The sequence below is a fragment of the Rhizobium beringeri genome, assembly GCF_004306515.1.
In the GTDB taxonomy this organism is placed as follows: Bacteria; Pseudomonadota; Alphaproteobacteria; order Rhizobiales; family Rhizobiaceae; genus Rhizobium; species Rhizobium beringeri.
This window is the reverse complement of record NZ_SILG01000001.1, coordinates 1086594-1111863: the sequence shown is the minus strand read 5'-3', so window position 1 is coordinate 1111863 and position 25270 is coordinate 1086594. Positions and strand designations below refer to the sequence as shown.

At 61.4% G+C, this 25270-nt stretch carries 28 protein-coding genes and 1 pseudogene; 22 read left to right on the top strand and 7 right to left on the bottom strand.

The window, feature by feature from the left end; translation table 11 throughout:
* Positions 1–70 precede the first annotated feature (70 nt).
* The 6 genes and pseudogenes from iolD to ELH03_RS37285 all read left to right on the top strand — a co-directional run bounded on the left by iolD (position 71) and on the right by ELH03_RS37285 (position 5467).
* The gene (iolD, locus tag ELH03_RS05770; protein WP_128405619.1) at positions 71–1921 is read left to right on the top strand and encodes a 3D-(3,5/4)-trihydroxycyclohexane-1,2-dione acylhydrolase (decyclizing); all 1851 of its coding nucleotides are present in this window, start codon (positions 71–73) and stop codon (positions 1919–1921) included.
* Between the two features lie 167 nt (positions 1922–2088).
* Positions 2089–3006, top strand: coding sequence for a myo-inosose-2 dehydratase (gene iolE / locus ELH03_RS05765; RefSeq protein ID WP_130766156.1), 918 nt, complete (start codon positions 2089–2091; stop codon positions 3004–3006).
* 198 nt (positions 3007–3204) lie between these two features.
* On the top strand, positions 3205–4002 hold the full coding sequence (iolB, locus tag ELH03_RS05760) for a 5-deoxy-glucuronate isomerase (RefSeq protein ID WP_130766155.1): 798 nt from the start codon (positions 3205–3207) through the stop codon (positions 4000–4002).
* 89 nt (positions 4003–4091) lie between these two features.
* Complete coding sequence (locus ELH03_RS05755; protein WP_128405622.1) at positions 4092–4301, top strand: DUF1127 domain-containing protein; 210 nt, start codon at positions 4092–4094, stop codon at positions 4299–4301.
* 66 nt (positions 4302–4367) lie between these two features.
* Positions 4368–5203: pseudogene (locus ELH03_RS05750) on the top strand (helix-turn-helix transcriptional regulator).
* A gap of 102 nt (positions 5204–5305) precedes the next feature.
* Positions 5306–5467, top strand: coding sequence for a hypothetical protein (locus ELH03_RS37285; RefSeq protein WP_018447363.1), 162 nt, complete (start codon positions 5306–5308; stop codon positions 5465–5467).
* 106 nt (positions 5468–5573) lie between these two features.
* Here ELH03_RS37285 and ELH03_RS05745 read toward each other — a convergent pair whose 3' ends face one another.
* Together ELH03_RS05745 and ELH03_RS05740 are read right to left on the bottom strand one after the other, a co-directional pair.
* Complete coding sequence (locus ELH03_RS05745) at positions 5574–6941, bottom strand: MATE family efflux transporter (RefSeq protein ID WP_130766154.1); 1368 nt, start codon at positions 6939–6941, stop codon at positions 5574–5576.
* Between the two features lie 85 nt (positions 6942–7026).
* Complete coding sequence (locus tag ELH03_RS05740) at positions 7027–7467, bottom strand: glyoxalase superfamily protein (protein ID WP_128409711.1); 441 nt, start codon at positions 7465–7467, stop codon at positions 7027–7029.
* A gap of 356 nt (positions 7468–7823) precedes the next feature.
* Here ELH03_RS05740 and ELH03_RS05735 point away from each other — a divergent pair, with 356 nt between their 5' ends.
* Positions 7824–8156: a hypothetical protein gene (locus ELH03_RS05735; protein ID WP_003558042.1), complete on the top strand. Its 333-nt coding sequence runs from the start codon at positions 7824–7826 to the stop codon at positions 8154–8156.
* On the opposite strand, the gene ELH03_RS37860 is transcribed toward ELH03_RS05735, so the two are convergent.
* Positions 8107–8370, bottom strand: coding sequence for a hypothetical protein (locus tag ELH03_RS37860; protein WP_128405626.1), 264 nt, complete (start codon positions 8368–8370; stop codon positions 8107–8109). The genes ELH03_RS05735 and ELH03_RS37860 overlap by 50 nt on opposite strands.
* Before the next feature lie 91 nt (positions 8371–8461).
* Between ELH03_RS37860 and ELH03_RS05725 the strand changes: the two genes are divergently transcribed.
* Entirely contained in the window at positions 8462–9334 is an 873-nt protein-coding gene (locus ELH03_RS05725) for a LysR family transcriptional regulator (protein ID WP_130806659.1), read from the top strand.
* A 158-nt stretch (positions 9335–9492) separates the two neighbouring features.
* Here the strand turns inward: ELH03_RS05725 and ELH03_RS05720 are convergent, their stop codons facing one another.
* A complete protein-coding gene (locus ELH03_RS05720; protein WP_003558037.1) occupies positions 9493–9939 on the bottom strand; it encodes a baeRF12 domain-containing protein in 447 nt (148 codons plus the stop codon).
* Between the two features lie 161 nt (positions 9940–10100).
* On the opposite strand from ELH03_RS05720, the gene ELH03_RS05715 reads away from it, so the two are divergent.
* From ELH03_RS05715 to ELH03_RS05705, 3 genes are all read left to right on the top strand, one after another.
* Positions 10101–10502: a DUF2177 family protein gene (locus ELH03_RS05715; RefSeq protein ID WP_128405628.1), complete on the top strand. Its 402-nt coding sequence runs from the start codon at positions 10101–10103 to the stop codon at positions 10500–10502.
* A 234-nt stretch (positions 10503–10736) separates the two neighbouring features.
* On the top strand, positions 10737–11138 hold the full coding sequence (locus ELH03_RS05710; protein ID WP_003578226.1) for a pilus protein PilZ: 402 nt from the start codon (positions 10737–10739) through the stop codon (positions 11136–11138).
* Positions 11139–11235: 97 nt separating this feature from the next.
* Positions 11236–12351 carry a pyridoxal phosphate-dependent aminotransferase gene (locus ELH03_RS05705; protein ID WP_128405629.1) on the top strand — a complete coding sequence of 372 codons (1116 nt, stop codon included), beginning with the start codon at positions 11236–11238 and terminating at the stop codon, positions 12349–12351.
* A 222-nt stretch (positions 12352–12573) separates the two neighbouring features.
* Here the strand turns inward: ELH03_RS05705 and ELH03_RS05700 are convergent, their stop codons facing one another.
* Positions 12574–12840, bottom strand: coding sequence for an SEL1-like repeat protein (locus ELH03_RS05700; RefSeq protein ID WP_018241371.1), 267 nt, complete (start codon positions 12838–12840; stop codon positions 12574–12576).
* A gap of 445 nt (positions 12841–13285) precedes the next feature.
* Between ELH03_RS05700 and ELH03_RS05695 the strand changes: the two genes are divergently transcribed.
* From ELH03_RS05695 to ELH03_RS05685, 3 genes are all read left to right on the top strand, one after another.
* Entirely contained in the window at positions 13286–13624 is a 339-nt protein-coding gene (locus ELH03_RS05695; RefSeq protein ID WP_003558027.1) for a DUF2147 domain-containing protein, read from the top strand.
* A gap of 272 nt (positions 13625–13896) precedes the next feature.
* On the top strand, positions 13897–14076 hold the full coding sequence (locus tag ELH03_RS05690) for a hypothetical protein (RefSeq protein ID WP_027685326.1): 180 nt from the start codon (positions 13897–13899) through the stop codon (positions 14074–14076).
* A gap of 172 nt (positions 14077–14248) precedes the next feature.
* On the top strand, positions 14249–15751 hold the full coding sequence (locus ELH03_RS05685) for an AMP nucleosidase (protein ID WP_128409707.1): 1503 nt from the start codon (positions 14249–14251) through the stop codon (positions 15749–15751).
* Positions 15752–15760: 9 nt separating this feature from the next.
* Here ELH03_RS05685 and ELH03_RS05680 read toward each other — a convergent pair whose 3' ends face one another.
* Positions 15761–15976, bottom strand: a complete 216-nt coding sequence (locus ELH03_RS05680; RefSeq protein ID WP_233942126.1) for a hypothetical protein — start codon at positions 15974–15976, stop codon at positions 15761–15763.
* Between the two features lie 155 nt (positions 15977–16131).
* On the opposite strand from ELH03_RS05680, the gene ELH03_RS05675 reads away from it, so the two are divergent.
* The 4 genes from ELH03_RS05675 to ELH03_RS05660 are packed head-to-tail and all read left to right on the top strand — an operon-like array spanning position 16132 to position 18471.
* Entirely contained in the window at positions 16132–16488 is a 357-nt protein-coding gene (locus ELH03_RS05675) for a YciI family protein (protein WP_128403811.1), read from the top strand.
* A 10-nt stretch (positions 16489–16498) separates the two neighbouring features.
* Positions 16499–16858, top strand: coding sequence for a YciI family protein (locus ELH03_RS05670; protein WP_128403812.1), 360 nt, complete (start codon positions 16499–16501; stop codon positions 16856–16858).
* Between the two features lie 2 nt (positions 16859–16860).
* Positions 16861–17220 carry a YciI family protein gene (locus ELH03_RS05665; RefSeq protein ID WP_128403813.1) on the top strand — a complete coding sequence of 120 codons (360 nt, stop codon included), beginning with the start codon at positions 16861–16863 and terminating at the stop codon, positions 17218–17220.
* A gap of 9 nt (positions 17221–17229) precedes the next feature.
* On the top strand, positions 17230–18471 hold the full coding sequence (locus ELH03_RS05660) for an RNA polymerase sigma factor (RefSeq protein WP_130766152.1): 1242 nt from the start codon (positions 17230–17232) through the stop codon (positions 18469–18471).
* Here the strand turns inward: ELH03_RS05660 and ELH03_RS05655 are convergent.
* On the bottom strand, positions 18439–19401 hold the full coding sequence (locus ELH03_RS05655) for a lysylphosphatidylglycerol synthase domain-containing protein (RefSeq protein WP_128403815.1): 963 nt from the start codon (positions 19399–19401) through the stop codon (positions 18439–18441). The two genes, ELH03_RS05660 and ELH03_RS05655, sit on opposite strands and share 33 nt — an antisense overlap.
* 181 nt (positions 19402–19582) lie before the next feature.
* Here ELH03_RS05655 and ELH03_RS05650 point away from each other — a divergent pair, with 181 nt between their 5' ends.
* The 4 genes from ELH03_RS05650 (at position 19583) to ELH03_RS05635 (ending at position 25231) form a co-directional block, all read left to right on the top strand.
* Positions 19583–21076, top strand: coding sequence for an ArnT family glycosyltransferase (locus tag ELH03_RS05650; RefSeq protein ID WP_130766151.1), 1494 nt, complete (start codon positions 19583–19585; stop codon positions 21074–21076).
* A 138-nt stretch (positions 21077–21214) separates the two neighbouring features.
* Positions 21215–22231 carry a glycosyltransferase family 2 protein gene (locus tag ELH03_RS05645; RefSeq protein ID WP_130766150.1) on the top strand — a complete coding sequence of 339 codons (1017 nt, stop codon included), beginning with the start codon at positions 21215–21217 and terminating at the stop codon, positions 22229–22231.
* 12 nt (positions 22232–22243) lie between these two features.
* Positions 22244–23743, top strand: a complete 1500-nt coding sequence (locus ELH03_RS05640) for a glycosyltransferase family 39 protein (protein ID WP_130766149.1) — start codon at positions 22244–22246, stop codon at positions 23741–23743.
* Positions 23744–25231, top strand: a complete 1488-nt coding sequence (locus ELH03_RS05635) for an ArnT family glycosyltransferase (RefSeq protein WP_130766148.1) — start codon at positions 23744–23746, stop codon at positions 25229–25231.
* The last annotated feature ends 39 nt before the right edge of the window (positions 25232–25270 follow it).

Genomic DNA, 25270 nt, shown 5'->3' with positions numbered 1-25270 from the left:
TAGCCCCTCCCCCTTGTGGGGAGGGGTTGGGGAGGGGAAAACGCGAAAAGAAAGATTGCGGGAGGCCTCGATGGGCAAGACGATACGGTTGACGATGGCGCAGGCCGTCGCGCATTTCCTGAAAGTACAGATGACGATCGTCGACGGGAAGAAAGTGCCGATCTTCGGTGGCGTCTGGGCGATCTTCGGTCACGGCAACGTCGCCGGCATCGGCGAGGCGCTCTATCAGGTGCGCGGCGAATTGACGACCTATCGCGCCCACAATGAACAGGGCATGGCGCATGCCGCGATCGCCTATGCCAAGGCGAATTTCCGCACGCGCTTCATGGCCTGCACGAGTTCGATCGGCCCTGGCGCGCTGAACATGGTGACGGCCGCCGGCGTGGCGCATGTCAATCGTATTCCCGTTCTCTTCCTGCCGGGCGATGTCTTCGCCAACCGCGCGCCGGATCCGGTGCTGCAGCAGATCGAAGATTTCGGCGACGGCACGGTTTCAGCCAATGATGCTTTCCGTTCGGTTTCGCGCTATTTCGACCGAATCACCCGGCCCGAGCAGATCATCACGGCGCTGAAGCGCGCCATGCAGGTCTTGACCGACCCGCTCGATTGCGGCCCGGTGACATTGTCGCTCTGCCAGGACGTCCAGGCAGAAGCCTACGATTATCCGGAAAGCCTGTTCGATGAAAAAGTCTGGACGACCCGCCGGCCGCAGCCGGATGCGGACGAACTGGCGAATGCCATCGCACTGATCAAGGCGTCGCAGAAGCCCGTGATCGTTGCCGGCGGCGGCGTGCTTTATTCGCAGGCGACGAAGGAGCTTGCTGCCTTTGCCGAGGCGCATGGCGTTCCCGTCGTCGTCACCCAGGCCGGCAAGTCGGCGATCAACGAGACCCATCCGCTGGCACTCGGCTCGGTCGGCGTCACCGGCACGTCGGCGGCCAATGCGATCGCCGAAGAGACGGATCTTGTCATTGCCGTCGGCACACGCTGCCAGGATTTCACCACCGGCTCCTGGGCGCTGTTCAAAAACGACAGCCTGAAGATGATCGGCCTCAACATCGCCGCCTATGACGCAGTGAAGCACGACAGCCATCCGCTGGTGACTGACGCCCGCGAAGGGTTGAAGGCGCTTTCGGCAGGGCTTTCGGGCTGGAAGGCGCCGGCCGCACTCGCCGAGAAGGCGACTGCGGAGAAGAAGGTCTGGATGGAGGCCGCGGCCAAGGCGATGGCGACGACCAATGCCGCCCTGCCCTCCGATGCCCAAGTGATCGGCGCGGTGGCGCGCACGCTCGGCGGCGAGAATACGACGGTGCTTTGCGCTGCGGGCGGCCTTCCCGGCGAATTGCACAAGCTCTGGCCGGCGACGGCGCCGGGCAGCTATCACATGGAATACGGCTTTTCCTGCATGGGTTACGAGATCGCCGGCGGGCTCGGCGCTAAGATGGCGCATCCTGAACGGGATGTCGTCGTCATGGTCGGCGACGGTTCCTACATGATGATGAATTCCGAGCTTGCCACCTCGGTCATGCTTGGCCTCAAGCTCAATATCGTCGTGCTCGACAATCGCGGTTATGGTTGCATCAACCGGCTGCAGATGGGAACCGGCGGCGCCAACTTCAACAATCTGCTGAAGGACTCCTATCACGAGGTGATGCCGGAAATCGATTTCCGGGCGCATGCCGAAAGCATGGGCGCCATCGCCGTCAAGGTCGCCTCTATCGCCGAACTCGAGCAGGCGATCGCCGACTCGAAGAAGAACGACCGCACCTCGGTCTTTGTCATCGACACTGACCCGCTTGTCACCACGGAGGCCGGCGGCCACTGGTGGGATGTCGCGGTGCCTGAGGTCAGCCCGCGCGAAGAGGTCAACGAAGCGCGCAAGGGCTACGTCGAAGCACGCGCCGCCCAGCGCATCGGCTAATCTACTGCATAACTCCTTAAATCGGGATCGATTTAAGGACAAAATTATGCAGCAATTCGAAGTGCTACAGCGTCCTTTGCGCGTCTGAAAGACGCGCGGCGCTGTGGTGCTACCATTTCTCGGAAGAGCGTCCCGGCTCTTCCGCAATGCTTTCAAGGAGAATGTTGATGAAGGCCAAACTCGGCATGTCGCCCATCGCGTGGTGGAACGACGATCTTCCTGAGCTCAGCGATGACGTGTCCCTGGAGGAATGCCTGCGGCAATCGCGCAGTGCTGGCTTTATCGGCATGGAAAAGGGCCGCCGCTTCCCCGACGATCCGGAGGTGATGCTGCCGATTCTCCGCGCAGCCGACGTCACGCTGTGCGGCGGTTGGTTCTCGGGCACGCTGGTTGACGAGGAACTTGCCGCCAACAAGGACCGCATCGCGCCGATGATCGAACTGTTCAAGGCCGTCGCCGCGCCCTGCATCGTTTATGGCGAGGTGGGCCGCTCGATCCAGGGCGACCGCTCCAAGCCGCTGGCGACCAAGCCGCGCCTTTCCGATGACGAGATGAAGGCCTATGGGCGCCGCCTCACCCAGTTCGGTGAATGGTGCGCCGAGCAGGGCATGCCGCTCTCCTACCACCATCACATGGCGGCCGTCGTCGAAACCGAGCCGGAACTCGACGCCTTCATGCGTTACTCGGGCGAAGGTATTCCGCTGCTGCTTGATGCCGGGCATCTTGCTTTTGCCGGCGGCGACGTGCTGCGCGCCATCGAAAACCACCACGCCCGTATCAACCATGTTCACGTCAAGGATATCCGCAAGCCTGTCGTGGATGGGCTGGATCGCAGCCGGCAGTCCTTCCTCGATGCGGTGGCCCTTGGCGCCTTCACGGTGCCGGGCGACGGCTCGCTCGATTTCGGCGCTATCGTCCAGCGGCTGGCCGATCACGGCTATGAAGGCTGGTTCGTTGTCGAGGCCGAACAGGATCCGCGCAAGGCCCCGCCGGAGAAAATGGCCGAGATCGGTCACGCCGAGTTGATGCGCGTCATGACGGCGGCGGGCTATACCGTGGAAACGGAAGGCTTCCCCAAGGGATAGCGGGAGCAAAAGACCCCTCCCCAACCCCTCCCCACAAGGGGGAGGGACTTAACTTGAGGCACCGCCTCGCACCAGACAGCGGCCACCTTGCAAAAGGGAACACCGTAATATGGGCGAGACAGCACGGCAGGTTAGCCCCTCCCCCTTGTGGGGAGGGGTTGGGGAGGGGAATTTTCCAACTTACGAGGAAAAACACCAATGCCAAATCTCAAGGTGAAACCGTCCGGCACGCATGGCTGCGTCACGCATGTCACCCCGGAAAATGCCGGCTGGACCTATGTCGGCTTCGATCTGCATCGGATGAAGCCGGGCGAGAGCGTTTCGGGAGAGACGGGCGATCGCGAAGTCTGCCTCGTCTGGGTGACCGGCAAGGGCAAGGCGTCCGCCGGTACCAAGGATTTCGGCACGCTCGGCGGCCGGATGAACCCGTTCGAAGGCGCGCCGCATGCGCTCTACATCCCGATGGAATCGACATGGTCGGTGACGGCGGAGACCGATCTGGAGCTCGCGGTCTGCTCCGCACCCGGCGGCGGCACTTATCAGGCGAAGGCAATCCCGCCCGGCACGCATCCGCAGGTGACACGCGGCAAGGGCACGAATGTGCGCTACGTCAACAATATCATGCCGGAGGACGACAGTTCGGCCCATTCACTACTGGTCGTCGAGGTGATCACGCCGGGCGGCCATACCTCCTCCTATCCGCCGCACAAGCACGACCAGGACGACCTGCCAAACGAGAGTTTCCTGGAAGAGACCTATTACCATCGCCTCAACCCGCCGCAGGGCTTCGCTTTCCAGCGCGTCTACACCGACGATCGCTCGCTCGACGAGGCGATGGCGATCGAGGACGGCGATGTGACGCTGGTGCCGAAGGGCTACCATCCCTGCGCTGCCTGCCATGGCTATGATCTCTATTACCTCAACGTCATGGCCGGGCCGCAGCGGATCTGGAAATTCCACAATGCCGCCGAGCATGAGTGGCTGCTGAAGGCGTGAGGGCTGCCTCAAATCGCTAAATAATCTGACAGCGCAAAACTGCCGCTGATGGTTCACTGCCTCCATCCAAACACGGATGGAGGATCACCATGCATAGCTCGAATTCCACAATCTCGGCCCGCAATATGCGGCCCAGCCTGTTCTTTGCTATAGTCACCGCAGCACAGTGGCTGGCGCGCAAGATGAACGAACGGCGCAACTGCAATGCGCTGATGGAGCTGTCCGACGAGCAGTTGAAGGATATCGGCCTTTCCAGGGGGCAGACCGAAAGCGACGTTCATGTCTACAGTCGCTACTGAAACCTAAGCGTGATATTGTGTCGACAGGTCGCCTCATCGGGCGGCCTGTCTGACGCGGAAGATGCAATGTCGCAGTTTTCAACAGCACCGCTCCTGAAAACGAAGACGGTCACCATTCGTGACATCGTCTGCAATGGCGAATGCCGTCACAAGAGCGACGAGGAATGCGCTCACAGGACGAGCCTCGTCTATCCCTATCGCGGCGTCTTCATGCGGCATGTCGGCCGCAATGATACGGTGGCCGAAGCCAATCAGGTCTTGTTCTTCAATGCCGGCCAGGGATATCGGATCAGCCACCCTATCGAGGGCGGCGATGCCTGCATCGATCTGGCGATCGACGAATCGATGCTCGAAGAGCTCACGCCGAAGGAGCAGGCGCAGCCCGGCCCGCCCTTTTCCTTCCGCCGTCAGCGCCGGCGGATCGATCCGCGCGCGCAGGCGCTGGTGGCGCTCCTGCGTCATGGTTTGCGGCGCAACGTGGCCGAGACGCTGGAGGACGAAATATTGGCGCTGACGCTGGTGCACCGCTCGCTTGGCGAGCGCACATCGCATGCGGCGGGCGCCAGCGCCGGCCGGCAGAAACTCGTCGATCGGGCAAAGCTGGTGCTTTCCTCCGATCTCGCGCGGCGCTGGACGCTTTCGGAAATCGCCTCAGAAGTGGGCGTCTCGCCGTGTATCTCACCCAGGTCTTCCAACAGGTCGAGGCGACGCCACTTTACCGCTACCAGTTGCGGCTGCGGCTTGCCCGTGCACTCGATCTGCTCGGCCAGTATGAGGATCTGACCGCGCTCGGTCTCGATCTCGGCTTTTCCAGCCACAGCCATTTCAGCGCTTCCTTCAAGCAGTCCTTCGGGCAGACTCCGGCCGAATTCCAACGGGCGGCGCAGCTGCGGCGCAGATAAAAGTCGTCATCGATCGCTAAAGATTTCGACAGCGGCAATGCGGTCTTCGATGATCTTATAAGCCTGTCCCGATCCGGGGACAGCCAACGGGAGGATCACCAGATGAAGAAGACCACATGCGCTGCCTGCGACTGCGAACTCGGCGCGGAGACCATCACCGTCAAGCTCGGTGGCAAGACTGTCGAGGTCTGCTGCCAGGAATGCGCCGAGGCGTTGAACGAGGCGGAAGCCGCGACATCGGCCGCTTCGAATGGCAAGGAATAGCCGGCGATCGGCAAAAGCCGCGCTACGCAGCGCGGCTTTTCCTTCTATATCTTTGTTTTGCGCAATTCCGGACGCAAAACCACTGCGCACTTTTGCTGGAATTGCCCTAGGCGGGCAGAAGCCCGTAGCGCCAGCCGCGGCGTTTCGCGTTCTGCGACAGCACCAGGAAGGCGAGGATGAACATGCCTGCCTCGGCAAAGACCGGCACCATCCAGATCCCCTGCTCGCCGAAGACGAAGGGCAGCAGGAAGGTGAGCGGCAGGGTGAGCAGATAAGGCCGCGACAGGCCGAAGATCGCCGCACGCGGCGCATCGCCGATCGACTGGAAATAGGACGACAGGATCAGCATCTGCCCGAAGAGAAAATAGGCACCGATCGTCCAGGGCAGAATTCGCCTGACCTCGGCGATGATCGCCGGATCGGCAACGAAGACTGCGCCGAGGCGACCGGCCAGCAATTCGACCGTGATCTCCACCAGAGTGCAATAGACGAGTGCTGCTAGCATGGAGATCTGCAGGCTGCGGCCGACGCGCAGCCCGAAGCCGGCACCATGATTGTTGCCGGCAACCGCCTGCAGCGCGATGCTGAGGCCAAGCAGTGGCAGATAGGTGAAGGTCATGATCCGGGTGATGATGCCGTAGGCGGCCACCGTCGCGACGTAGTCATGCTTGCTCCAGAGCGAGACGTTGATCAAAATGGCGGCCGAGGCCAACGATATGCCGATGAAACCAAGGCTCATGGGCGCGCCGAAGGCGACGATGCCGCGCCATTCGGCGAGAGCCAACCCCGGGGAAGGCCTCAGTGCCGCCGGCCGGCGCCAGCGATAGGTGAGCACGGCTGCGAGGCAGACGAATTGCGATGCGATGGAGCCGACCGCCGAACCGAGCACACCCCAATGCATCACCGCCATGAACAGCCAGTTGGCGAGGATGTTGAGCAGCGAGGCCGATAATGTCACCAGCGTCATGAAGCCGATCTTGCCTTCGCAGCGCAATCCGTCGAGATGCAGCGACAGGAAGAAGCTGACCGGCGCAAAGGCGATCATCGCGCCCATGAACAGCATCGCGCCATGGGCAACAGTGGCATTGCCGGCGGCACCGGCATCGATGACCTGCCGGCCCACCGTCCAGTAGACCAGATTGAGGATGAGGGTAACGGCGAGCGCCAGCGCATGCGCGCCGGCAAACACCCGACGTGCCCCATCGCGATTGCCGGCGCCCAGCCGGCGGGCGAGGATACTCGCCATGCCATTCGAGACCAACGATTGCAGAGCGACCAGCAGCATCAGCCCGGGGAAAATCAGGCTGACGGCAGAGAGCGCGTCCCGGCCGACATAGGCGCCGAGGAAATAGGCGTCAACGACGGTGAACAGGCCGTTGACGGTGGTGATCGCGACGATCGGTACCGCCGTTTTGATGAAGACGCCCGGCAGCCAGCCGGTGAGAAAGGCATTTCCTTGGGAAAGATCGGTCATGAAGAAATCCGTGCGATATGAGGCAGGGTCCGATCCGGCTTAAAAGTCATGCGGATCCGGACAGCCTCAAAAGGACAAAAACAATCTAAAGATCGAGCACCAGATGCGGCACGCCGTTCGAGGTCTTCCTCGGCGACACGCCATCGGCGTCGATCTGCGCGTTCACACGCCGGCGAAAGGCCGAGAAGCTCTCGAAGGTGACGACATCCACCGGCTCGTCGAAATGGATGGTGATCCTGTGCAGATCGCCGCCCGGCAGGGCCGAAAGCGCCAGAACCTCGCCGGTGAACGGCTGATTGAGATAACGGCCGCGAATATGCGCGCCGACGAAGAGCGGCGTCTTCGGAGCGGCATTGGGCTTTGCCGCAAGGGCTGCGAGCGTATTCCAATCGCGCGCGCCATGCTGGCGGGCAATCATTTCCAGAGCCGTACTGTGGGTGAGCGGGGTGCCGCGATCGTTCATCGCCTGGCGCAGGCGCCTGGCCTGAGCCTTCAATTCGTCAATGGCAGGATGGGTCGTCGTCATGGAGTGAGCCTTCGCAAGGCATGCTCTTCGACTGCGGATGGGAGCTCGCATTGCCGCCAGTCAGCATGCACACAAGGGGCCGTGACCATGATCGCGAGGACTTCACCATGGATTTTCATCCGCGAGCGGCCGGTGCCTCGAACCGGCCTTTGTATGCGCGAACGCCGCCGATATGTCAAGAATGGCGCAGATGCGCCAGGAATGCGCAACTTTGGGGCAAGTCTGCACGAAATCGGTGCGATTTTCCCGCAGGTTTCACAGAAGCATTCGATCTTACCGATGTTCTTCAGCAAGTGTCAGCATTCTTCCGCTAATATCCTGTCGTATAACAAGCGGAGGCTAAAAGGGCCTTTCAGATGCACCTCGACACAGAACACCCCAAGCCGGAACGTGCTTACAGGGAATTCAATCTCGACAGGCCCGGCAACATCATCTTCGTCGGCCATCACCTCAGCACCGGAACGCAGGTGCGCTGCCTGATCCGCACGATCACGCTTGCCGGCGCATTGCTCGAAGTCAGCCCGAACCTGGAAATGCCGAGCCATTTCTTCCTCGAAATCCTCGGCATCCATGACGAAATCGGCGCGACCGTGGTCAAACGTGAAGGCGAATTGGTGACGATCAGCTTCAACATGCTGATCAATCCGGAATTCCTGCACCACGTGTTGCGATTGAACTTCGAAACCTGAGGCTTTTTCCGATCCGTGAATCATCGCGGCGCGTCGCCTTTGTTTCGCCGCTCCGTCTTGCGGCGAGACGCGCGATGATCGGAACGGCCCAGAGAAATCCGCGCCATTCCGGACGATCAAGCGGGTCGGCCAGCGGATCGGTCAAGGGACCGCGGCGGATCCGCCGATTGCGGATTTCGATTTCCCTGAAAAGAACAACCCAGTTGAGATCCATTGCTTCATCCTCCATCTATTTCCTGGAGCACTTGAGCTAAGCCTTCGCGCCCTTCCGATGTAGAGGCGCTGGGGAAAGGGGGTTTTCATCCATGAAAGATGCGAGCTGGGACGACCTGCAACTTTTCTTCCATGTCGCGACCGGCGGCGGGCTTTCGGCGGCGGCGGCCCGCACCGGGCTCAGCGCGCCGACGATCGGCCGGCGCATGCTGGCACTCGAACGGGTGACGGGCCGATCGCTGTTCAGCCGCGGCCCCACCGGCTATCTCCTGGCCAAGGACGGGCAGGAGCTGCTCGATCGCGTCCGGCTGATGCAGGATGCAGCGCGTGCGATCTCCGACTGGCGCGGCGAAGTGCTGACGCTGCCGATCGTCTCGACGGCCGCCGATAGCTGGACCTCGCGTTTCGTCGCCGACCATCTGGCAAGCGTCTGGACGCCGAAGGACAACTTCCGCATGTGCTACAAGACCTGCGACACGAGCGTCGATTTCACCTATCGCGAGGCGCATATCGCCATTCGCCACAGCCGGCCGGAGAGCGGCAACGTCGCGATCCGCCGCTCGGTCAAAGTGGCGCATGCGGCCTATCAGGCGGCCGGCTATGACGAGAAAAACTGCAACTGGATCTCGCTCGGCACCGATAGCGCGATCACGCCCGCCGACAAATGGACTTTCGAACAGCCGGATTATTGGATCACCAGCTGGACGAATACGCCACATATGCTGTTTTACCTCATCCGCGGCGGTGCCGGCCGCGGCGTGCTCCCCTGTTTCATCGGCGATCAGGAACGCAGGCTCGTCCGCGCCGGGCCTGTGATCGACGAGCTGACTTACGAGATGTGGATCGTTGCGCATGACGACGAACGGCAACGGCCGGAGGTCAGAATCGTCATCGACCGCCTGGCGGCGCTCTTTGCCGATCATGAAGAGCTGTTTTCCGGGGCAGAGGCCGTCGGCATGACTTGAAAACGCGGGCCTCTGGACCCGCGTTTCCTCGGTTGCGGCTAGAGCGGTTACTCGGTTACCGCTCTATCCTTCTGTTTCTACGCAATTCCCGGCAAAACCGCTTTCGCGCTTTGCTTGGGAAAACCGCTTCACACTTTTCCTGGAATTGCTCTAACGGCTCAGGCGGCGAGATGCCGCTCGATCTCGTCAACCGGCATATTGGTATAGTCTTTCGCCACTTCCGCGGTGATCACCGCCTGCGTATCGGCGCGGAGCGCGGGCCGCAGCGCGCCAAGCGCCCTCGGCGGTGCAACGAGGACGATGCGACGGGCCTTCTTTTCCTGCACCAACTCGTCGAGCTTTTCCGCCACCTGTTTCAGAAATTCGGTTTCGGCCTGATCCTGCCAACTGGTCTCCTCGACAGCGCTTCCGCTCAGTCCGTCTGCAGCATGAGTTCGGCCAGGCTTATCGGCGCCAATTTCGCGATCCGGCGCGCTCGGCTGCGTCAGGGTTTCCAGCACCTTCAGGTTCACCAGTTGGGCATCGCCGGCATTCTGCATGATCAGAGCCTTGGCTCCATCGCAGACCACGACCCATGATTCCCAAGGGATTTTTACATCAGTCATTTTCAACTCCTCGCTGTCGTCATTCGAAGCGCGCCGTGCTTCATCGATCAAGGCACAACGCTCGGCCATTGAAAGAGTTCGGGAAAATTGCGCCGAAATCGAACGGGCGGCGATCCGGCTGGCCCTTGCTGCGTAGAAAGACCAAGTTCGGGAGATTGACGATGAAGACATCATTGCTCGCCTATGCCGGCACCTTTCTCACCCTTCTCATCTGCGACGGGATATGGCTCGGCCTCATCGCCCGCAACTTCTACCGCGACCAACTCGGAGCGCTGATGCTGCCCTCGCCCAATCTTGCGGTCGGCGCACTGTTCTACCTGTTCTTCGCCGCCGCAGTGGTTGTGCTTGCAGTGCTGCCGGCGCTATCGACAGGCTCGATCGTCACCGCGTGTCTCCATGGTGCCATTCTGGGACTGGCGGCCTATGGCACCTACGACGTCACCAATCTTGCCACGCTTCGCAACTGGCCGCTCGCCATGAGCCTGGTCGACATGGCCTGGGGTACGGCTCTCACGGCGCTGACCGCCGCCGGCGGATATCTCGCCGTCAGATTTTTTGGCTGAGACTTGAGCCCAGGGATGGAAACCGCGTCCCGATAATGAACATGAAGGCGTCCCGCTTGGGAACAAAGTTTGAACTCGTTAAAATTGTAACTTTATATTTGACGAATGTGCAAAACATTCATGTGACCTTGGTTGGGATCAAGACCAGTTGCTCGATTAAGCCAGCCTGAATGAGATCAAGGTCAGCTTGATTGAGATAAACCCCCAATGCGTCCTGACTGACGGAGAATGTGAATGACTATGCTCCGCGCTACACACCTTGCCACGGTCAAGTCCGCTGTCTACGACCTGCGCTGGGAAGAATTCAGCGTCAAACGGCCAGCCCGCATCGTCGCCGTCCGGCCGTGCCTCACAGGCGTCTCCATGCGAAGCGCCGAGATCATCGATATCTCCCAGGGCGGCGCCACCTTCGTCGTCTCGACCACGGCCGGCCTGCCGAAGCACTATTATCTCAACATTCTTGGCCTCGCCTATCGGATCGGCTGCGCTGAGGTCTATCGCCATAAGGAACGCATCGGGGTGCGGTTCATCAACATCATGGACCCCGAGGTTCTGCGCCGCGTCGTCCGCACCGATTTCCTCGTCGGCAACATGGAAGCAATTGCCGCCCGGCGTGCGCCGATCTTCCGCGCCTGAACAGGCCGAGTTGTTGCGGAAATAATCTTGCTTGCGTTGGCCGTGCCCGGGCCTATTGTTTCGCCAATTGTCATTATGTCCGGGAAACTGCCGTCGCATGTCCGCCTTTTCGCGCTTCACACCTCTTGCCAGCGCCCTGCCTTCCACAGTCCCTTTCGTCGGCCCCGAGGCGATCGAGCGCCAGCGCGGGATTGCCGTTTCGGCGCGCATCGGCGCCAATGAGAACGGCTTCGGCCCAGCCGCGTCCGTGTTTGCAGCGATGCGCGAGGAGGCCGGCAATATCTGGAAATACAACGATCCGGAGAATTTCGCGCTCCGGGAAGCGCTTGCCGCCCATCTCGGTATCTCGTCCGCCAATATCGCCATCGGCAGCGGCATCGACGAATTGCTCGGCCAGATCGTCCGGCTGGTGATCGCGCCGGGGGCGCCCGTCGTCACCTCGCTCGGCGCCTATCCGACCTTCAATTTCCATGTCGCCGGTTTCGGCGGCCGGCTGGTGACCGTTCCCTACGCAAACGACCGCGAGGATCTCGACGGGCTGCTCGATACCGTCAAGCGCGAGAATGCGCCGCTCGTCTATTTCGCCAATCCTGACAATCCGATGGGAAGCTGGTGGGATGCCGACAGCATCGTCGCTTTCGCCCGGGCGCTGCCCGAGACGACACTGATGGTGCTCGACGAGGCCTATAGCGAAACGGGGCCGGCAGGTTCACTGCCGTCGATCTCCTCGCTCATCGAGTTGCCGAACGTCGTTCGCACCCGCACCTTCTCCAAGGCCTACGGACTTGCCGGCTCACGCACCGGCTATGCGATCTCGACAACAGGCACGGCGCAGGCCTTCGACAAGATCCGCAATCATTTCGGCATGAACCGGCTGGCGACATCAGCGGCGCTCGCCGCCCTCAAGGACCAGACCTATCTCGTCGAGGTGGTTGGGAAAATCCATGCGGCGCGGAAGCGGATCGGCGGCATCGCCCGGGCGAACGGTCTTGAGCCCCTGCCCTCGGCGACGAATTTCGTGGCGATCGACGCCGGCCGCGACGGCGCTTATGCCAAGGCGATCGTCGACGGGCTGATGGAGCACGGGGTTTTCATCCGCATGCCCGGTGTGGCGCCGCTCAATCGCTGCATTCGCGTCAGCGTCGGGCCCGAGAGCGATATGGCGCTCTTCGAAGAAGCGCTGCCGCAGGTGCTGAAACAGATCAGCCGATAGGCGGAAGAACCGCGCCCGGTGGAGGATCCGGTCGCGGTTCCGTTCTCCTGGCGTCGGCCCCGTCCAAAGCGCCCCGCCAGCTCCCTCTTTCCGAGGTTGTTATTTCTGCTTTTGCCGAATTGATCGGAGACGATCTCCGAGCATGATGCCGAAAAGTGTGAGCGGTTTTCGGACGACATCATGCTCAGATTTTAGGCCGACCTGGCCTAAAATCATCCTGTTCTAGTGAACCGTCATCCATTCGCGGGCGGCGCGCAGCGCTGCTGCGAGCTGCATCTTGTCCATGGCGGCGGCCACGTCGGCACGAAGCTCGGCGGCGCGATCGTTGCCCTTGATTGCGGCGATGTTCAGCCATTTGTGGGCTGAGACGAGATCGACTTCGCAGCCGCGGCCGGTCGCATACATCAGACCCATTTCGCAGAAGACATCGGCGCTGTTGTCGCCACCCATGGTGGCCGTTTCAGCATTGTGCATTTCAAAGCGTGCCATCGGTTTTATCCCTGTTAGCCTGTTTATGACTTACCCTGTTTTACCTCTGGGCCTTGCCGTCTATCGCGGCTTGCGGCCCTTGCGGTCCGGCGGGTTTGCCCCGCTCGTTTGATGGGTTCACTATGCCAAAGGGCTTTCAAAAAACGCCTAAAATGCATGATTAATTTGCGACAAACAAAGTGCAAATGCTTGGTAAATTTGGGTTTTTGTTAAACATCAGATTCCTTGCGAATTAAGGATTTTCGCTCGAATTTTACGAAAGATTCAGATTTGAAAATAAAGGGATCGTTCATCATGAAATCAGCAGGCGATATCTTTACAAGCTCGCCGCATGGCTTTTTTCTCCTGTTTTTCATCCGATCAGCAAGATAGCAATCGAGCTTATTTACCTTTACGTTCGCGTCAGTTATTTTCGCGGCCGATTTGGGACATCATGGAGGAAAAGATGATCCGCAGCTTCGTTCTCGCCGGCGCCATCGCAATGATCGCGGGTATCGCGCATGCCGAGGAGCCGATCGTCGGCAACTGGAAGACGGCCGCCGGCGATACGGCTGTGATCGCATCCTGCGGCGGCAGTTATTGCGTGACGCTGAAGACCGGTAAATATGCTGGCCGGAAGATCGGCACACTCGCGGGAACCGGCGGCAGCTATGCCGGCGAAATCACCGACCCGGCCGCCGAGAAGACCTATAGCGGCGCAGGCAAGGTTTCCGGCAATTCGCTGAGGATGCAGGGCTGCGTGATGAAGATCCTCTGCAAGTCGCAGACCTGGACGCGGCTCTGAGGCCATAAGGCGCCTGCGCAACGATTACCCCAAACGCTGAAGCATGCCGACGCGCCGGCATGCTTCGAAGCCCTTTGCGGTCTCCTCCGCTACGACAGCCGGCGAAGTCGAATGGCGTCGAATTCGCCCGGCGAACCCTTCTAATCCTCTCAGCAACCTGGCCGAGGCTGTCCGGCAAGCTGAACGGCTGATGAACCGGCATCTCAGCACTCGTTCAGCCATCGCATGTCAAAACTCTTGTCACGATAGAGTTGCGTATCGGGGACAAGGGGATGAACATCTATATTCTGGCAAGACGCTTTAGCATCATCACGCTGTTTGCGGCGATCTTCGCGATCACGTTTTCGGCGGTCGTGGTGCACGAGGGCGGCGGTGGTGCGCAGTCGCATTTCGGAGCAAGCTACACCTGCCTTGAGAGAAACGGCACCTTCTGCGCGCCTACGGTGCGGTGACCAAAGCGCATCGTGCGATGCGCTTTGGTCTTTGATTTATGCATGTCGTTGTCCCAAAACAGCTGCGCACTTTTGGCGATAGGCATTAGCATCAGACACGGAAAAGGATAAAAAATCGGAATCCGTCGGCGCGCGTCGTTTGCTTGTCAAAAACAACTCTCTATAATGCGTCATGAACAAACGAATCTCCCCTTTGGCGCCCCTCGACATATCCTCTCCGCCACCTTTCCAGCCTCAGAGCTTTGATGATCCCGCCAAGGCCGTCGAGACGCTGACGGCGCTTTACGAGCGCAATACGGCGTTCCTGATCGAGAGCTTCGCCGAGCTTGCGCAGGGCGCTCCAATCTCCTCGCGCTACCGTGCTTTTTATCCGCAGGTCAGCATCGAGACGACAAGCTTCGGCCATGTCGATTCGCGGCTTTCCTATGGTCATGTCACGGCACCCGGCATCTATACGACGACAGTCACCCGGCCGAAGCTCTTCAAGCATTACCTGAAGGAGCAGCTGGCGCTCTTGATGAAGAGCCACAATGTTCCTGTCATCGTCTCGGAATCGACGACGCCGATCCCCTTGCACTTCGCCTTCGGCGAGGGTGCGCATGTGGAAGCATCGACCAACGCATTCGTCGACATTCCGATGCGCGATATCTTCGACACGCCCGACCTCAACACCACCGACGACGAGATCGCCAATGGCGAATATATCCCGCCGCCGGGAGAGCCCTCGCCGCTCGCGCCGTTCACCGCGCAGCGCATCGACTATTCGCTCGCCCGATTGTCGCATTATACGGCGACGCATGCCGAGCATTTCCAGAATTTCGTGCTGTTTACGAACTACCAGTTCTATATCGACGAATTCTGCAGCTGGGCGCGCAAGCTGATGGCGGAGGGCGGCGACGGCTATACTGCCTTCGTCGAGCCTGGCAATGTCGTCACCCTGCCCGGCTCGAACGCACCGCAAACGGATGCCGCCCTCACCCGCCTGCCGCAAATGCCGGCCTACCATCTGAAGAAGAAGGGCCATGCCGGGATCACCATGATCAATATCGGCGTCGGCCCCTCCAACGCCAAGACGATCACCGACCACGTCGCCGTGTTGCGCCCGCATGCCTGGCTGATGCTCGGCCACTGCGCCGGTCTTCGCAACAGCCAGCGGCTCGGCGATTATGTTCTCGCCCATGCCTATATGCGCGAGGACCATGTTCTCGACGACGACCTGCCGGTCTGGGTGCCGATCCCGGCGCTGGCCGAAGTGCAGGTGGCGCTGGAAGCCGCTGTTGCCGAAATCACCGGCTATGAGGGTTTCGAGCTGAAGCGCATCATGCGCACTGGCACCGTCGGCACGATCGACAACCGCAACTGGGAACTGCGCGACCAGCGCGGGCCGGTGAAGCGGCTCTCCCAGGCGCGCGCGATCGCGCTCGACATGGAATCGGCGACAATCGCCGCCAACGGCTTCCGCTTCCGCGTGCCCTATGGCACGCTGCTCTGCGTCTCCGACAAGCCGCTGCACGGCGAATTGAAACTGCCGGGCATGGCGACGGCCTTCTATCGTACGCAGGTCAACCAGCATCTGCAGATCGGCATCCGCGCCGTCCAGAAGCTTGCCGCCATGCCGAAGGAAGCGCTGCATTCACGCAAGCTGCGCAGCTTCTTCGAAACGGCCTTCCAATAGGCCGTTTCCTCATCTGCCCGTCACGACAGGCGCCGAACCGTCGGCCAGCATCTGCGGCCTGCCGGCGACAAGGTTCAGCCCTGATATCAGCAGGGTGAAGGCTGCGAAGACAAAAGCGATGCGCAGAAGAACCTTCAGCGCATCGGCATCGTCGAGTACGAGCTGACGCTTTTCACGACGGCGTGCCCAGATCTGGCTTGCCAGGGCGATTTCAAGAATGCTCATTTCCGTTCTCCTCGACAGGTTTCGATGAAGCCTTGTCGAGTGCTGCCTTGCGATTTCGACAGCCGGCCGGCACAAAGTTTTTTTCCGCCGCTGTCGAAATGCGTGGAGCTCGGTCGTCCAGGGTTATTGAAACGCTCACAAGGAGGCTGTCCGCGATGAAATATCTCTGTCAGGTCTGGTTCGATGGCGGGGTACTCGACGCCATGACGAAAGAAGAGAAGGCCGAACTCGACACCAATTCCTTGAATTATGACAAGGACCTCGTCGAAAGCGGGCATATGATCGTCGCCCAGGCGCTGCAGCCGCCGAAATCGGCGGTGACTGTCCGAATGCGCAACGGCGAGATGTCGGTGACGGACGGTCCCTTCGCCGAGACGAAGGAGGCGCTTGGCGGCTTCATCCTGATCGAGGCAAAGGATCTCAACGAAGCGATCCGCATTGCGTCAGGCATCCCGCTCGCCAGGCTCGGCGCGATCGAAGTGCGGCCAATCCACGAATTCGGAGCTAAATGAGGAGAGACCAATGAAATTTCTATGCCAGATCTGGTTCGACACGGAAAAAAGCAAGCTGGTCCCTCAGACCGAATGGGATGCGCTCACACAGGAGTGCATCACCAGCGACAATCGCTGGCGCGAGAGCGGTCATCTGCTGGTGGCGCTCGCCTTGCATGAACCGTCAACGGCGATCACGGTCCGCCTGCGCAATGGCGAAACCTTTGCGACCGATGGCCCATTTGCCGAAATCAAAGAGCACCTCGGCGGGTTTGTGCTGATCGAAGCCGAGAATATCGAGGAGGCGAAGACGATCGTATCGAGTTTTCCGATCCTCAAATATTGCTCAATCGAAGTGCGCCCGACTTACTCCATCCAGGATGGGAAATAGCCATGCGCTACATCTGCCTGATTTATAACAGCGCCGACACCGACGGCACGCTGACATCGGAAGAGACCGATGAACTCGTCAAAGCGCATTTCGCCTTCGACGAGGAGCTGCGCCGCGACGGCATCATGATCCATGCCGATGCACTTGAGATGCCCGACAAGGCAACCGTGCTGCGTGTTCGAGACAACAGCCTGTCAGCTACCGACGGCCCCTATGTCGAGACGAAGGAGCATCTGGCCGGCTTCTACGTCATCGAAGCGCCTGACATGGTGAAAGCCAGGGAGATTGCCGGGCGGATCCCTTCGGCACGTTTCGGCGCTGTCGAACTGAGGCCCGTGCGAATGCTGACCCTGCCGGACTGAGGTGCCCCTTTGGAACGCGTCATCGAAGAGATCTACCGAACGCAGTCGCGCCGGGTGCTGGCGACGCTGATCCGCCTGCTCGGCGATTTCGACCGGGCGGAGGAAGCGCTTCACGACGCCTTCGCGGCGGCCGCCCGGACATGGCCAACGGACGGCATTCCCGGCAATCCCTTCGCCTGGCTCGTTTCCACGGGCCGTTTCAAGGCGATCGACACGATCCGGCGGCGGGCGCGTTTCGATGCTTCGCAGCATCACATCGAGGACAGCCTCTACTCCCCCGACGCAACGGAGATCGGCGACATGGAACCGATCGAGGACGACATGCTGCGGCTGATCTTCACCTGCTGCCATCCGGTCATTCCGGCCGATGCGCAGATGGCGATGGCACTCAGGGAAATCTGCGGGCTGACCACCGAAGAGATCGCCCATGCCTTCCTCATTCCGGCGCCGACGGTGGCGCAGCGGATCGTGCGCGCCAAAGGGAAGATCCGGGCGGCGAAGATCCCCTACGAGGTACCGGGCCGCGAGGCGCTGCCGCCGCGGCTCGACCGGGTGCTGCACGTCATCTACCTCGTCTTCAACGAGGGCTATTCGGCCTCTTCCGGCGAGGATGTGGTCCGGGCCGACCTGACCGCAGAGGCGATACGTCTGGCGCGGCTGCTTCTGGCGCTGATGCCGCATCCCGACGTCTGCGGCCTGCTGGCGCTGATGCTGCTGCAGGATTCCCGCCGCACCGCCCGCCGCGGCGAGCAGGGATCGCTGGTGCTGCTTACGGATCAGGACCGCTCGCTCTGGGATCATGCGAAGATTACCGAAGGCCTGGCGCTGCTCGCTGACGCGATGCGGGTGGAAGAGATCGGCAGCTATACGCTGCAGGCGGCGATCGCCGCCGAGCATGCCCGAGCGCCGGCCGCCGAAGAGACCGACTGGCGGCGGATCGCCTTTTATTACGATCTGCTTCTGGCGGCACAGCCCTCCCCGATTGTCGAGCTCAACCGTGCCGTGGCGATTGCGATGGCGGAAGGGCCGGCAAAGGCGCTGGAACTGGTCGATGCCATTCTGGCACGCCGGGAGCTGCAGGCCTATCACCTCGCCCATTCGGCGCGTGCCGATTTCCTGCGCCGTCTCGGCCGGAGGCAAGAGGCGATCGCGGCCTATGAAACGGCGCTGTCGCTCTGCCGGCAGGAACCGGAGCAGGCGTTTCTCCGAAAACGGATTTCAGAGCTTGCCGCGACGTCCGAGCGGCAGTGAGATCGCGGTTCCGGTGAGCGCCGAGACGATGATCAGCAGGTGGGCATTGACGCTCGCCTGTGCCAGCGCTGCCAGAGCCAGCCGTTCGCTCGAGGCTCCCAAGGCGATGGCGCCGGCGGTGATCCCGGCTGGATAGGTGCCGACGCCGCCCGGCGCATGCATCGGCAACACGGAGGAGAGCTCGCCGCCAAGCGCGCCGCCGAAGCTTGCCGCCATTGGCAGCACGCCCATCAAGCCGAGCGCCCATGCCAGCACCATCACCTTCACCAGCCAATTGACGATGGTCATCGCCCAGGCGCGCGCAAAGGCGATGGCGTCGAGCGGCAGGCCGTTTTCGATCTCGGCGACCAATTTCTGCGCCTTGTTCGGCAGCAGCCTGGCGGCAAGGCGCAGCAGCGGCTTGCGGGCGGCGAAGGCCGCGACCGGCAACAGCAGGAAGGCTGTCCAGAGCGACCAGGCAACAGCCGCATCGGCTGAAGCGACAGCAAAACCGATGCCGGCAGCGGCCAGGAGGGCGTGCAGGTCGAGCAGTCGCATGACGAACAGCGCCGAGGTTCCGCGCGTCAGCGGAATGCCGAATTCGGTGCGCATCAGCAGCGGAAAACTGGTCTCGCCGGTGCGGAAGGGCAGCATGATGTTCAGCAGGTTGTGGATCTGCGTGACGCGGAAGAGGACCGCGAACCGGCCGGCCGTTTCGTTCGGAAAATAATCATAGATGCGCCAGGTGCGCAGGAAATAGGTGCTCGTCAATAGCACGAGCGCGCCGATCACCGGACCTGCGCCGACATCGGCCCACTGCCTGATGATGACAGGCCAACCCCAGAACCATTGGATGAAGAGGCCATAGGCTGCGACGATGACGACCGTCAGAACGGTCATGCGATTGCGCATAAACCAGGATTGCCGGCTTTCAACGATCGAACTCTTCATGTAGTAGGCATTCCTCGCTTGGGTCGGCATGGGCCCGGTCCCGTCGCCAGGCCTTTTAAGAGAAATGAAGGTTGCGCACAACGGCGGAGTGATGGCGATGGCGGTGAAAACGCCTCCACGCCGACGATCCGAGCGGCCGACCGGTAAATGATGGCGCCTTGCCGGCTTGACGTGGAGATCGATGTTGGAGCGGATTACCAGAAGCATTACCAGCGCAAGCATCTTTCTGGCAGGCTATTTCCTGCTGAACATCGCGCTTCGCATCGCCTTGCCGCATACGCTCGATCTCGACGAGGCGGAGCAATCCTTCTACTCGCAATACCTGCTTGCCGGCTATGGCCCACAGCCGCCCTTTTACAACTGGATCCAATACGCCATCGTCTCGGTGACCGGCATATCGATGTGGGTGCTCTCGGTGCCCAAGAACATCATTCTCTTTGGCTGTTATCTCTTCTACGGACTTGCTGCCCGCGAGGTGCTGAAGAGCCGTTCGCTTGCAGCCGTCGCCATGCTGAGCCTGATTACCCTGCCGCAGGTCGGCCTGATGGCGCAGCGCGAATTGACCCATACGGTCGCGCTGCTGTTTGCGACCTCGCTCTTCCTCTTCGGTTTTTTCCGCACGCTGCGCCAGCCGACGATCGGGAGCTACCTCATCATCGGCATCGCCACCGGCATCGGGCTCATCTCGAAGTATAATTTCGCCATCCTGCCGGCTGCCGCCCTGATCGCCGTGCTGCCGGACCGGGAATGGCGCAGCCGTCTCATCGACTGGCGTTTGCTGCCGGCGATCGCACTCGCCATTCTGATCGTGCTGCCGCATGCGCTCTGGCTGCCTGACAATCTCGCCAGCGCCTCTGCGCCGACACTCGAGCGGATGACCGCCGAAGACCTGGCGCCGGCCGGCCTTCCCCGCATCGGGCAAGGCCTGCTGTCTCTCGTCATCGCCGTCCTCGGCTTCGTCGCATTGCCGATCGTTCTCGTCGCAGCCGCCTTCCGGCGCGACTTCTTTCGCGCGCTCTCCTCTTCCAACCCGATGATCCGGGTGATCGAGCGGATGATGATCATCAGCCTGCTCGCCTTCGTCGGTGTGGTCCTCTTCGCCGGCGCGAGCGATATCCACGAGCGCTGGCTCGACCCGTGCCTGCTCGTCCTGCCGATCTATCTGTTCCTGAAACTGGAAACCGCAGGTCTTGATCTTTCAGCCGGCCTTGCCCGCTTCCGGCCCGTGGTGCCGGTCTTCATGGTCGTCATCCTGTCGATCCTTCTCTTCCGGATCGTCGGCATTCAATACATCGGCACGTATACGAGAACGAACGTACCCTTTTCCGGCTACGTGGCTGAATTGACAGCGACCCGCAGGCCGGTTCTCATCGTGGCGGGAACCAAGTTCGTGGCTGGGAATCTGAGGCTGGAGTTTCCCGATGTTCCCGTCGTGATCCCGTTCTTCCCGGGTCCCGGGGTTCCCGAATATGCGGCCGCGAAGGGGCCGGTGCTTGTCATCTGGCGCGGCGAGACCGCAGATGACCCAACAATTTCCCCCAGCTTCGCAAACGATCTCGTCAAATCGGGCATTCATCTGCAAGAGTTGAACACGCTGACGCTGCCCTATCTCTTCGGTGACGGTAAACGCAGCTTCTCCATTGGTTACTCCTGGGTGGAGGACGGCGCGAAATAGCGCCCCGGCTGTTCAGCCGATTGCGGGGAAACCGGTATTGCCCGCTGGCAACGGGCGGACACTTCATGTAGTAGCCTTCCGCAAGTGCGACGGCGGCAGTAAAGCTTGCTCGGCCGTCCGGCCTTTTGGAGATGAAAGTTGCAGACAACGGTAGAGCCCATTCGCGGTACGAATGACCCGGTACAATCGCTCGAGCTGTCGCTGGTCGTGCCCATTTTCAACGAAGAGGAAAGCGTCGGCCCGCTCATCGAGCGTGTCGTAGCTGCGATGGTTAGCTACCCCCATCGCTGGGAGCTGATCCTCGTCGATGACGGCAGCACGGATGCGACGCTGGTCAACGCCCGCAAGTATGTCGGACGCGACGGGCTGGCGCTCAGGATCGTCGAACTCCAGCGTAACTTTGGCCAGACTGCCGCCATGCAGGCCGGCATCGATACCGCCCAGGGCCGTCTGATCGCGACGATGGACGGCGACTTGCAGAACGACCCGAAGGACATTCCTTCGATGGTCTCCGAGCTGGAACGGCGTGAACTCGACCTCCTGGTCGGCTGGCGCAAGAACCGCAAGGACGGTCTGTTCCTGCGCAAGATCCCCTCCTGGTGCGCCAACTACCTGATCGGCCGCATCACCGGCGTCAAGCTGCATGATTACGGCTGCAGCCTGAAGATCTACCGTGCCTCGATCATCAAGCAGGTGAAGCTGATGGGCGAGATGCACCGCTTCATCCCGGCCTGGGTCGCCGGTGTGGTGCCGAGCTCGCGCATCGGCGAGATGGCCGTCACCCACCATGCCCGCGAGCACGGCGTTTCGAAGTACGGTATTTCGCGTACCTTCCGCGTCATCCTCGATCTGCTGTCGGTGATGTTCTTCATGCGCTACAAGGCGCGGCCGGGGCATTTCTTCGGTTCGCTCGGCCTAGGCCTCGGCGCGCTCGCCATGTTGATCCTGCTCTATCTCGGCTTCGACAAGTTCATCATGGGCAACGATATCGGCACGCGCCCGATGCTGATGGTCGGCGTCGTGCTGCTGCTGTCGTCGGTGCAGATGATCACCACCGGCATCCTGGCGGAAATGATCGCGCGCACCTATTACCGCGACGACGCCTCTCCGAACTACATCGTGCGGCAGATCTTCGACGATCAAAGCCAAGCCTAAGCCGGCAGCACGATGCTGGAGCGCGCGACGAGGACGATCAAAACCGCGGGCCTGCTGCTTGCAGCCTATTTCGTGCTCAACATCGCGCTGCGCATCGCGCTTCCGCATTCGCTGGAGCTCGACGAGGCCGAGCAATCCTTCTTCTCGCAATATCTGCTGGCGGGCTACGGCCCGCAGCCACCCTTCTACAACTGGATGCAATATGCCGTCGTTTCGGTGACGGGCATGTCGATCGGCGCGCTTGTTGTCCCGAAGAACATCCTGCTGCTCCTGTCCTATCTCTTCTATGGCCTTGCCGGACGGCGGGCGCTGAAGGACGAGGCGCTTGCCGCCGTCGCCATGCTGGCACTGATCACCCTGCCCCAGGTCTCCTACATGGCCCAGCAGGACCTGACCCACACGACGGCGCTGCTCTTTGCCAGCTCGCTGTTTCTCTACGGCTTCTTCCGCACGCTCGACCGGCCCGATATCGGCAGCTATCTCCTGCTCGGGCTTGCGACCGGCATCGGGCTGATCTCGAAATATAATTTCGCGCTGATGCCTGTCGTCGCCTTGATCGCCATCCTGCCCGATGCCGAATGGCGGCGCAGGGTGCTCGACTGGCGCATGCTGGCGGCGATCACTGTCGCGCTCGTCATCGTCCTGCCGCACGCGATCTGGCTGCAGGGCAATCTCGCATTCGCCTCCTCCGACACTCTGGTCAAGATGGCCGCCGGCAGCGAACCGGCCGGCGCCGTCCGGATCGGCAAAGGCCTTCTCGCCTTTCTCGTCGCCATCATCGCCTTTGCGGCGCTGCCGGTGGTGATCTTCGCCGCCACCTTCCGCCGGGATTTTGTCCGGGCGCTTTCGGCGGGCAACCGCTGGACTGGGATGATGGAGCGGATGATGCTCGCAAGTCTCGCCGGCATTGCTCTCATCGTGCTTTTCACCGGCTCCACCACGGTGCGCGAGCGCTGGCTCGACCCGTTCCTGCTGGTACTGCCGATCTATTTCCTGGCGAAAATGCAGGCAGCCGACCTCGACCTTTCCGCCGGACTGCGCCGCTTTCGGCCGATGCTGCCGGTGCTGATGGCCTGCGTGCTGATCGCCCTCGGTTTCCGTGTCGTCGGCGCCGGGCTGATCGGCACCTATAGCCGACCGAATGTGCCGATGGCGGGTTTTTCGCGCGAGATGACGCGACAGGTGGAACCGGCGCTGGTGATTGCTTCCGACCCCTATATCGGCGGAAACATGCGGCTGCAATTTCCCGATGTGCCGGTGGTGATCCCGGATTTTCCGACACCCGGCATTGCGGCCTATGCCAAGGCCAAGGGGCCGGTGCTGATCGTCTGGCGCGGCAAGAAAACGGCGACGGCAGCGGATGCGGTCATGCCGGAGCGGTTTTCATCAGCGCTGACGGCGGCCGGCATCGCGCTGCAGGAGATCGGCTCGCTGTCGCTTCCCTATTATTTCGGCCGCCAGGGCGACAACTTCGCGCTCGGTTACGCCTGGGTTCGGCCGGAGAGCAAATAGATGACCGAGAGCAACCGTCGCGACATCAGTTGGATCTTTGCCCTGCTGGCGGCCTATTTCGTGCTTCAGGTCGGCGTGCGGCTCGCAACCTCGCATTCTCTCGATCTCGACGAAGCCGAACAGGCCTTCCGCTCGCAATGGCTTGCCGCCGGCTACGGCCCGCAGCCGCCCTTCTACAACTGGCTGCAATACACCGTCTTCCAGTTCGCCGGCGTCTCGCTAACCGCCCTTTCGGTGGTGAAGAACCTACTGCTGTTCAGCTCCTACGTGCTCTACGGCCTGAGCGCGCGGCTCATGCTGCGCGACAAGGCGCTGGTGGCGATCGCCACGCTCGGACTGCTGACGATCCCGCAGATGGCTTTCGAGATGCAGCGCGACCTGACGCACACGGTCGCCGTGTTCTTCTCGGCCAGCATCTTCTTCTATGGCTTCATCCGCAGCCTGAAGCAGCCGAGCCTTGCCTCCTATCTCATCGCCGGCATCGGCATCGGTTTCGGCCTGCTTGCCAAATATAATTTCGCGATCCTGCCGGCGGCAGCCCTGATTGCCGCGCTTTCGGATGTGCGCCTGCGGCCGCGGATCTTCGACTGGCGGCTGGTGCTGACGGCGGCGGTGGCTCTCGTCATCGTCCTGCCGCATCTCTTCTGGCTGAAGGACAATCTCGATTTCGCCACCGCACGCACCCTGGAGAAGATGACCGCGAGCGGCCATGCGAGCTATCTTCAGCAGGTGGCCATGGGCGTCAGCTCGCTCGCTCTCGCCATCATCAGCTTCGCCGGATTGACCGTGGCGGTATTCGCGCTCGTCTTCGGCAAAAGCCTTCGTCCGGCACTCGGCTCCGGCTCGGAATGGACGCGGCTTCTCGAGCGGATGATGCTCGTCTTCTTGGCCGGCATTCTGCTTCTGGTCGTCTTCGGCGGCGCGGCCGGCATCAAGGATCGCTGGCTGGTGCCGATGCTCTTCATCCTGCCGCTCTATTTCTGCCTGAAGATCGAGGCGGCAGACGTCGTGACAGACAGGGCGTTCCGGCGTTTCATGCCCCTCGTCGCCGTCATCATGATCGGTGTGCCGGCGGCTCTTTACGGGAGCGTCGCGACTGCACGCTTCACCGGCCATTACGAGCGGCTAAACAGGCCCTATGCCGGCATGCTGGAAACCCTGCGCAAACAGGCCGAACCGGCGGCGATCCTTGCCGGAGACAGCCTGCTCGCCGGTAATCTAAGACAAGATATTCCCGGCGTGCCAGTCCTCTCGGTGGATTATCCCGGCTTCCACCCGGATCTTACGGGCCGCCGACCGCTTCTCCTGGTGTGGCTCCTCCCGCAGAAGGGGGGAAGCGAAGCGCTTCCGCCTGATATGGCTGAATGGCTGCAGGCCAATCTCGGCCCGTCCGCACCGCAGGCGTCGGTGATCGACGTGCCCTATTTCTATCGGCGCGGCGGCGACAGCTACCGTTTCGGCTATGCCTGGGTCAATCAGCCGGGTTAGAGCCTTTCCTGGCCAGCTTGAAGCATTCTGCCGGAGCAG